General features: G+C 58.1%; 7 protein-coding genes. 2 read left to right on the plus strand and 5 right to left on the minus strand.

Annotated elements, in window-relative coordinates:
* The 3 genes from ACMLHG_RS16415 to ACMLHG_RS16425 all read right to left on the minus strand — a co-directional run.
* On the minus strand, nucleotides 1–492 hold a 492-nt coding region (locus ACMLHG_RS16415), incomplete at its 3' end, for a hypothetical protein (RefSeq protein ID WP_417171177.1).
* A 268-nt stretch (nucleotides 493–760) separates the two neighbouring features.
* Entirely contained in the window at nucleotides 761–1,285 is a 525-nt protein-coding gene (locus tag ACMLHG_RS16420) for a hypothetical protein (RefSeq protein WP_294435522.1), read from the minus strand.
* Nucleotides 1,286–1,446: 161 nt separating this feature from the next.
* Nucleotides 1,447–1,968 (minus strand): carbohydrate binding domain-containing protein, encoded by a 522-nt coding sequence (locus ACMLHG_RS16425; protein ID WP_295806733.1) that lies wholly within the window; start codon nucleotides 1,966–1,968, stop codon nucleotides 1,447–1,449.
* A gap of 197 nt (nucleotides 1,969–2,165) precedes the next feature.
* Between ACMLHG_RS16425 and ACMLHG_RS16430 the strand changes: the two genes are divergently transcribed.
* Nucleotides 2,166–3,914 (plus strand): ABC transporter ATP-binding protein, encoded by a 1,749-nt coding sequence (locus tag ACMLHG_RS16430; protein WP_417171178.1) that lies wholly within the window; start codon nucleotides 2,166–2,168, stop codon nucleotides 3,912–3,914.
* 127 nt (nucleotides 3,915–4,041) lie between these two features.
* Entirely contained in the window at nucleotides 4,042–6,486 is a 2,445-nt protein-coding gene (locus ACMLHG_RS16435) for a hypothetical protein (RefSeq protein ID WP_417171179.1), read from the plus strand.
* Between the two features lie 162 nt (nucleotides 6,487–6,648).
* On the opposite strand, the gene ACMLHG_RS16440 is transcribed toward ACMLHG_RS16435, so the two are convergent.
* Together ACMLHG_RS16440 and ACMLHG_RS16445 are read right to left on the minus strand one after the other, a co-directional pair.
* On the minus strand, nucleotides 6,649–7,749 hold the full coding sequence (locus ACMLHG_RS16440) for a Gfo/Idh/MocA family protein (RefSeq protein ID WP_417171180.1): 1,101 nt from the start codon (nucleotides 7,747–7,749) through the stop codon (nucleotides 6,649–6,651).
* Between the two features lie 25 nt (nucleotides 7,750–7,774).
* A complete protein-coding gene (locus tag ACMLHG_RS16445) occupies nucleotides 7,775–8,533 on the minus strand; it encodes a sugar phosphate isomerase/epimerase family protein (protein WP_294435532.1) in 759 nt (252 codons plus the stop codon).
* Nucleotides 8,534–8,572: the final 39 nt, after the last annotated feature.

Genomic DNA, 8,572 nt, shown 5'->3' on the forward strand with positions numbered 1-8,572 from the left:
GTTGGTGTCGAGCAGAAATATCAGAGCGCTGTCCGGTGAGAGGCGCATGGCGCCGACGGTGCGGTAGCGCCACTCGCCGGCGGGGGGATCGGTGTTGACGAACTTCTGCCGGGTCAAGTAGAGCAGCGCTCCATACCGCCCCCCCGCGGAGAAGGGGTGGAGATGAAGATGCCCCTCGATGGCTTCGCGCAGTGTGGCGCGGGCGGCGAGGCGGACCTGCCGCTCCAGTTTTTCGGGCGTGTTGAACCGTTCGCGGCCGTCGTTGTCGGCGTGGAACGTCAACCGCGCGCGGAAGGCGTCACCGGCACCGTGGATCACCACCGTTGCGGTGCGGCGTGGAACATATTTCTGAACCTCCGTCTTCCATTCGTCCGGAACGGTGATGCGGAACACGTCATCCGCGGACATGCGGATTGGCACCACCGCCGCCGCCGGAATGGAAACGGCAACCGCCAGCAGAACAGCCGCCGAAAGGCGGATTCCTCTCTTCATCGTTCGAAACTCCCTCTTGCTGAATACTCAGTAATGTACTGCCGCCGATGCGGTTTTCAAAGCGGGAGTAGAGAAAATCACATTACTTTCCGGCAATCTTGTTTGAGGTTGCTCGGAGAGACATTGCCGGACACCGGATCATTCTTCGAATGCTGTCAGGGAACAGCGGTGCGTTCCGGAGCCGTCCGGGGCGACGGCTCTCTTTTTCTCAAAAAAAACTGCGGTTCCGATGAGATCAGGAACCGCAGTGTGCTGACTTCAGAGAGTCCTACTTCACTTCGAAGAGTTTCACGCTGGAGATTTCCACCGTGCTGCCGGCCGGAGCCAGACCGATGGCGAGCATGGGGACGCGGTAGTTGCCGGAGATGTCCTCCGCAGTGGAGAAGTTGAGCGCGGCGACCGTCGGAACTCCTTCCTTGAGCTGGATGGTTTTGCCGCGGAGGCTGGTCCACGGTTTCTGGTTGAGGGAGATGTTCATGGCGATCTTGAGATCGGTGCTGGATTTGATGGTCACTTCCGCACGATAGTGCACGCCCGCCTTGAATCCCTTGTTGTAGGGTACGATAAACTGTGCGTTGTAGAGATTGGCTTTGTCGGCCTTGTTCGTCTTGACGGTGATTTTCACCACGCCGTTTCTGACGGTGGTGGACGCTTCCAGATCCTTCACCTTCCAGAAGGTGAAGTTCTTCTTTTCCGGCTGGAATACCGCTTCTTCAAGCAGATTTTCCGTCGCGGCGGTCCCCGCGAATGCGGCAAAGACGCAGAGCGCGAGAACGGTCAGAATCTTCTTCATTTTTATAGAACCCCTTGTTTATAATCGTTTGACCATGTCGCAAGACATGAATATAAAATATACCATATCGACGAGGGGTTGTCAAACGACAAGTGCATATTCCAGAGAAAAAAACGTTCCGGAGGCATCCTCCGGAACGTCGGTACAGTCTGGTCGTCGGCTTACTTTATTTCAAAGCACTTCACGTTGGAAATTTCCACCGTGGTATCGGCTTTCGCCAGCCCGAGGCCGAACATTGGAAGGCGGTAATTGCCTGTCACATCTGCGGCGGGGCTGAAGGTGAGAACGAGAGCCTTCGCCTCGCCGGCTTTCAGGTCGAAATCTTTGCCTGTCAGCTGTGTCCACGGTTTCTGGTTGAGGGTGATCGCCATTTTGACCTTCAGGTCCGCACTGGATTTGACCGTCGCTTCCACCCGGTATTTCACGCCCGCTTTGAACCCTTTGCTATAAGGAACCATAAACTGCGCATTGTAAGGATTCTGTTTTGCCGCATTGTTCGCTTTGAACATAATTTTCACTGTGCCGTCGACAACGCTGGCGGCCGTCTGCAGATCCGGTGTATTCCAGAAGCCGAACCCTTTTCTGGGGGCCTGAAATGCCGACTGGTGAATCAGAGTTTCCGCCGCTCCGGCAACGAGGGTGCTGAAGGCGCAGAGGAGGAGAAGAGGGAGGATTCTTTTCATGGTTGCAACTCCTTTCTTTGTGTGTAACCCGTACAATGACGGAATATTATCTATTATATCATGAAAATTGCGGTTTGTCAAATTTTCAATTTCCCTTTGCAATTCCCTTTCTCTTTTTTCGTTGCCGCTTGAAAAAACGATTCGGAAAGATTAAATTAATTGCATTTTCAAAACCGCTGAAACGAATCCCTTTCATCATGAATATTCTGAAAAAATTTCTCTCGTATTACCGTCCGTACCGGACTCTTTTCTGGTGCGATATGGGGTGCGCTCTGACGGTTTGCGCAATCGATCTGGCGTTTCCGCAGATCCTCAAGCTGCTCACGACCGGACTCTTTACCGAAGGAGCGGAAGCGATATTGAGAGCTCTCTGGCTGATCGGCTGCGGTCTGCTGCTGATGTACGTCGTCCGCTACGGCTGTCAGTATTTCATCACCACCTGGGGGCATGTGATGGGCGCGCGCATGGAGAGCGACATGCGGCAGGATCTCTTCGATCACTACCAGCGGCTCAGCTTCTCCTACTACGACCGCAACAATACCGGAGAAATGATGTCCAAACTGGTGAGCGATCTCTTCGACATCTCCGAACTCGCTCATCACGGCCCGGAAAACATCGTCATCTCTCTGCTCAAAATCATCGGTTCTTTTGCAATTTTGATGTTCATCAACGTGCCGATGACGCTGATTCTGCTTGCCGTGACGCTCCTGATGGCTGTCTTCTCCATCCGCAAAAACCGGCGGATGCACGCGGTTTTTTTGGACAACCGGCGCAAGATCGCCGGCGTCAACGCCCGGGTTCAGGACTCCCTCTCCGGCATCCGGGTGGTGAAATCTTTCGCCAACGAGGAGTTGGAACGGGGCAAGTTCAGCCACTCCAATCTGCAGTTTCTCGACTCCAAGGTGAGCAACTACAAGGTCATGGGCAGCTTTCATGCCGGAAACGGGTTCTTCCAGGGGTTGCTCTACACCTCGATTCTGGTCAGCGGCGGCTGGTTCATCGCCCGCGGCACCCTCGCGCCCGGGGAGCTGGCCATCTACGCACTGTACATCGGGATCTTCATCAACCCGGTCGAAGTGCTCATCAATTTTACCGAGCAGTTCCAGAAGGGGTACGCCGGATTCAAACGTTTTGTCGAGGTGATCGAGACGGTGCCGGATATCGTCGACCGGCCGGGCGCGCATCCTCTGCGGGTGACAGAAGGGGAGATCGTGTTCGATCAGGTTTCGTTTCATTATGACGCCGGGCGGGAGATTTTTCACAATCTCAATCTCCGCGTCGCTCCCGGCCGGACGCTGGCGCTGGTCGGACCCTCCGGCGGCGGAAAAACGACGCTCTGCTCTCTGGTGCCGCGCTTCTACGATGTGACCGGCGGCAGAGTGTTGATCGACGGGGAGGACATCCGCGATGTGACGCTCAAGTCGCTCCGCGGTGCAATCGGCATTGTGCAGCAGGAGGTGTATATGTTCTCCGGCACTCTGCGCGAGAACATCGGCTACGGCAGGCCGGGCGCCACCGACGAAGAGATCATCGAGGCCGCGAAGCGGGCGAACATTCACGATTTCATCATGTCGCTGCCCGACCAGTATGATACCTATGCGGGGGAACGCGGGGCGCGCCTCTCCGGCGGGCAGAAACAGCGGATTTCGATTGCGCGGGTTTTCCTCAAGAATCCGAAGATTCTGATCCTTGACGAGGCGACCAGCGCGCTCGACAACGAGAGCGAGCGGCATATACAGAGTGCGCTCGAAGAGCTTTCGCGCGGGCGGACCACCATCGTGATCGCCCATCGGCTGAGCACGATCCGCAACGCCGATGAGATCATCGTCATCAACCATGCCGGAATCGAGGAGCGCGGCACCCACCGCGAGCTTCTCGAGCGTGACGGGCTCTATGCCCGCTATTACCGGATGCAGTTCGAAGGCGCCGATGAGCTCGGATATTGATCATTTTTTTGGACTCCATTGATTGATTTGCCGTTTCTGCATATTTGTCAAAATTGCCCAAGCGTATCTTCTGTTATGAAATTATACTAAGATGCGGAACAACCATTTATCCAAGGGAGTGTCAACGATGTTCTGGAAGAAGCTGGATCTTGAAGTCTCGCTTAAGCCGTTTGCCGACCATTCTGAGGCCGGAATCCGGGCTGTGGGGCAGAAGATTTTTTCACAGTGGCGGACAATGATTGAGAATGCCGAAGAGGTCTCGCTGATGTTCTGGGCCGCCGACGGTTCGGAAATTCTCGAATACAACGGGAAGATGGAAGACCGTTTTGAATGGTGCAAGTGGATCGGCGTCGCCAATCCGCACGGCATCTCCTCGAACGTGCCGCCGGATCAGAAAACCATCCACGAACACCCCCGGTACTATATGGAGAATCCGCCGGAGTTCACCTACGGGGACTTCAAACGTGTGATCGACGTGTTGCGCGAGCAGTTCCGGGAGATGTACGGCAGACGGTTGCGGATGGGGGCGACCTTCGATTCCGGGCCGGAGTTCGCGGTCTCCGACTTCAAGTACAAGCGTCACCCGGAGATCTGCCGCGGTTTCTGCCTGGGCGGAAAGACCTTCGTCTGCTGCTACACCACGCTGCATGCCGACGACCGCTCCTACGCCGGGTTCCCGCAGGGAATTCCGGAGGGGACCTCGTTCGGCACCTTCCTGGGGCGGCAGGCGCAGCGGTATCTTACGGATATGGGGTTCGACTACTTCTGGCTGTCGAACGGCTTCGGTTTCGGCATGGAGACCTGGGGGGCCTGCGGAGCAATCTTCAACGGGCAGAAATTCAACCCGGAAGAGGCGCACGCGACCAAGGAGGCGATGTTCCGATTCTGGAACGATTTCCGGCGGGAGTGCCCCGATTTCCCGCTGGAAACGCGCGGTACCAACCTCACGACCGGCATGGATCTTGCCAGCGACGCCACGCCGACCCGCGAAATCTACCGCGAGGTGCATGATATCGAAGCGCCGGTCAATTCGCCGTGGGCGGCGTTGAACGGTGACTTCGGCATGGAGCTTGCCGGCTGGATGAGCCACATGGCGGAACTGCCGAAAGGGAAGGGGTATCCCTTCCGCTACTACATTCACGATCCCTGGTTTGTCAACAGCCCCTGGCTGGACCGTTACAGCCGCAGTCCCTACGACATCTATCTGCCGCTCTCGGTCACCCGGCTGCGGGGGGATGGCTCGGTGGAGGCCTCCAATGCGCTTCATCTGCTCTCGATCGACGACTCCTACGGGCGGATGCCCGATCTGGTGCCGGTGGAGGTTTCCGGATATCTGTACGATGCGGAATGCACGCAGGCGGACGCCGCGGGGCCCTTCATCTGGGTCTATCCGTTTGAGGAGTACCACAACGAGGTTTACGCGGGGCGTCGTCTCGAGCAGATTTTTGCCGACGACTATCTGATCCGCGGCGCGATCAACGCCGGATTCCCGGTCAACACGGTGATCTCCAGCACGAACTTCGTCAAGGCGGTTGAATCCGGCGTGGAGTTCCGCGACCGGGTGCTGGTGATGTCCACGATTTTCGACATCACGCCGGCGGTGCTCGCCGCGGCGGAGAAGCATCTTTGCTCCGGCGGCAGGATTCTCTTCTACGGCCCGGCGCGCGGGGAAGCGATTGAAAAACTGCTCGGCGTGGTCCCGGCCGCTCCGATCGAAGGGGAGATGGTGCTGGAAGGGGTTGAAGCGTTCAGCAAGTGCAATGCCGTCCGCCACCTGCCGGTCTACTCCGGCGGGCCGCTCGATTGTGTGGCGGATCCCGCTGCCGGAGCGGAGATTCTGGCGGAGTACGTGCAGGAAGGCGAACGCCGTCCCGCCGCCCTGTACCGCACCGTCGGCAAGGGCGGAATTCTCTGGATTCGCGGCACGAACTCCTTTGAGATCCAGCCGGGGCACTACAATCCGACAGCGTTTGCGCAGGATCGTTATTTCTACTGTGAGAAACTGTTCCGTTACCTGCTCGGGCGGGTCGGCTTCGAGATCGAATTTCACAAGGTCGATCCGCTGCTGCCGGATGACTGCATGACGTTGCGCTGGCACGCGAACGGGCTCTATCTGGTTGCCTATTCGAAGAACACCACGGGGGATCGCTCCTTCCGCTTCCCGGACGGGGCGCCGGTGTTCAGCCGCTGTGACACCGTACTGCGGAACAACCATGCCGTCTATCACTGCGAGCGGGCGGTCAATCAGGAAGGGCGGATATTCGTCACCGGCGACGATTCGGTGATCACCTGCCGCGATGTGCCGCAGTGCTTCCCCGGCATTCAGCGCCGGATTGAGGTGGATGGGCTGAAGAATGCGACCGTGGTCTATCGCCCGGATGTGTTCGAGGGGATGACCTTCAACTTCAGCAGCGGGAAGGAGCTGACGAATTCCTCGCTGTGGTCGAAGTCGGAGTACCAGGCCGAACTGGTTCACGACGCGATCGGGCCGAAATTCATCCTGCGGAACGTTACCGGGATGCTGGTGATTTCCCGCGGCGTGCGTTGTGAAGCCTGCGCTTCCGACCGCTGAACGGAACAGGTTGCATGGACGGCGGGAGGGCGATTGTTCGTCCTCCCGCCGTTTTTTCCGGAACCTCATGGGAAAAGAAGATTTTTTTCTTCAACTTTTGCAAAAAACCGCCGCGGAACGGGGATTCCATTCCGCGGCGGTTTGCGGTTTTCAGACTGGCACTCAGTCGTCGAGTTCGCCGTCTTCCAGCCCGAGCGGAAGCGGCGCGGGCTGCTTGCAGGTCGATTCCAGCATCACCTTGGCGCCGAGCTGGCTCGACTTGTCGAAGGCGAGCATGATTTCCAGCGCGTGGAACGCGAGTTCGCCGGAGGCGCGGTGCGGCCGGCCCGACTTCAGCGCGTTGATGATGTCCGCCGCGCCGATGCTGCGCGAATTGGTGGTGTAGCCGTGCGAAAGCGGGCACTCCACCCAATCCTGGTAGTCGTTGCGGAAAATTCTCACCGGGCCGCCGAAGGTGTTCGGGTCGGGCACCTGAAGCGTTCCCTCGCTGCCGTAGATCTCAATCGGCGCGTGGCCGTGCTTGTAGACCTCGAAGCTGGTGATGACGGTGATCAGCGCGCCGCACTGGAATTCGATCACGCCGGTCAGGTGGGTGGTGACGTTGATCGGGTAGACGTGCGGAACCGTGTCCGGACCGCCGACGCGGGTTTCCGAACCCTTGGTCGTCATGGCGGTGACGCTCTTCGCCGGACCAAGCAGGTTGATGAGCGCGGTGATGTAGTAGGGGCCGAGGTCAAGCATCGGACCCGCGCCGTAATCGAAGAAGAAGGGGGCGTGTGCCCACTTTTCCGGACCGCGGCCGAGCACCATCGCGGTACCGGCGATCGGCTTGCCGATCCAGCCGTCGTCGATCAGCTTGCGCGCGGTCTGCTGGCCGCCGCCGAGGAAGGTGTCGGGAGCGCAGCCGATGCGCAGGTTCTTTTCTGCGGCGAGCTTCATCACTTCGCGGGCCTGATCGAGGTCGACGCCGAGCGGTTTCTCCGAATAGGCGTGCTTGCCGGCGCGGAGGATCTGCATATCGACTTCGGCGTGTGCTTTCGGCACAGTCAAGTTGATGACCAGTTCGATCGAGGGATCGGCGAGCAGTTCGTCGACTGTTTTGGCGGGGAAGAGGTTCTCGTGCGCTTCGGCCTTCTTCTTCGCGACTTCCATATCAATGTCGGCGCAGGCGGCGATTTCGATATTGCCGAACCGCTTGGCCGCGTTGAAGTAGGTGTCGGAAATCATGCCGCAGCCGATGACACCGATTCTGGTTTTGCTCATAATTCAAATCTCCTTGCTGAAACGATTAGCGGTTGCCGATGGTGAGGCCGCTGGTGGTCAGGTACTGATAGCTCTTCTTCATGGCGCGGTACATGTCGATCACGCAGTTGTCGAGCTCGACGATGACCCACTTGACCAGTTTGGGATCGACGGCGGCGAGGATCTCCGGAATCGGCAGTTTGCCGGAGCCGAGCGGCAGCATCGGGATATCGGGATCGAGCACGCCGTCCTTCATGTGGACGAGGATGGTCCGGTCGCGGAAACGCTTCATGACCTCCACCGGGTTCACCTTGCCGAAGTTGGCCGACCAGTAGCAGTCGAGTTCGAACTTGACCTTCGGGCAGAGTTCGGCGTAGATATCATAGGCGAGGCGGTCGCCGACCATGTCGAACTCCCAGTAGTGGTTGTGCTGGAAGAGGGTGATGCCGGCGGCCTCGAGTTTTTCCTGCATGGCATTGGTAAGTTCGGCGGTACGCTTGATGTCATCGAGGGTCTTGAAGTCGGCCTTGCCGTATCCGCAGACGGCGGTTTTGAGGCCGAGTTCCCCGAGGGTGTCGATCGCTTCCGGAATCATTTCGACCGAACGGAGCCAGGGGCCGTGGGCGGAGCAGACCTCCATGCCGAGATCGTTGACGATCTTGCGGAATTCTTTCGGCGAAAGGTTGTAGAACCCGGCGGGTTCCACGCCCTTGAAGCCGATGATGGCCACGAGCTTGAGCATGTCGACGAAGTCTTTTGCACACTGGTCGCGGAAGGAATAGAGCTGCACTGCGGTCTGAAACATTTTACCTCACTCCCATGTTTCGGTAAATTTTCTTCTTTT

This window comes from Victivallis sp. (assembly GCF_048170485.1).
Taxonomy (GTDB): Bacteria; Verrucomicrobiota; Lentisphaeria; order Victivallales; family Victivallaceae; genus Victivallis.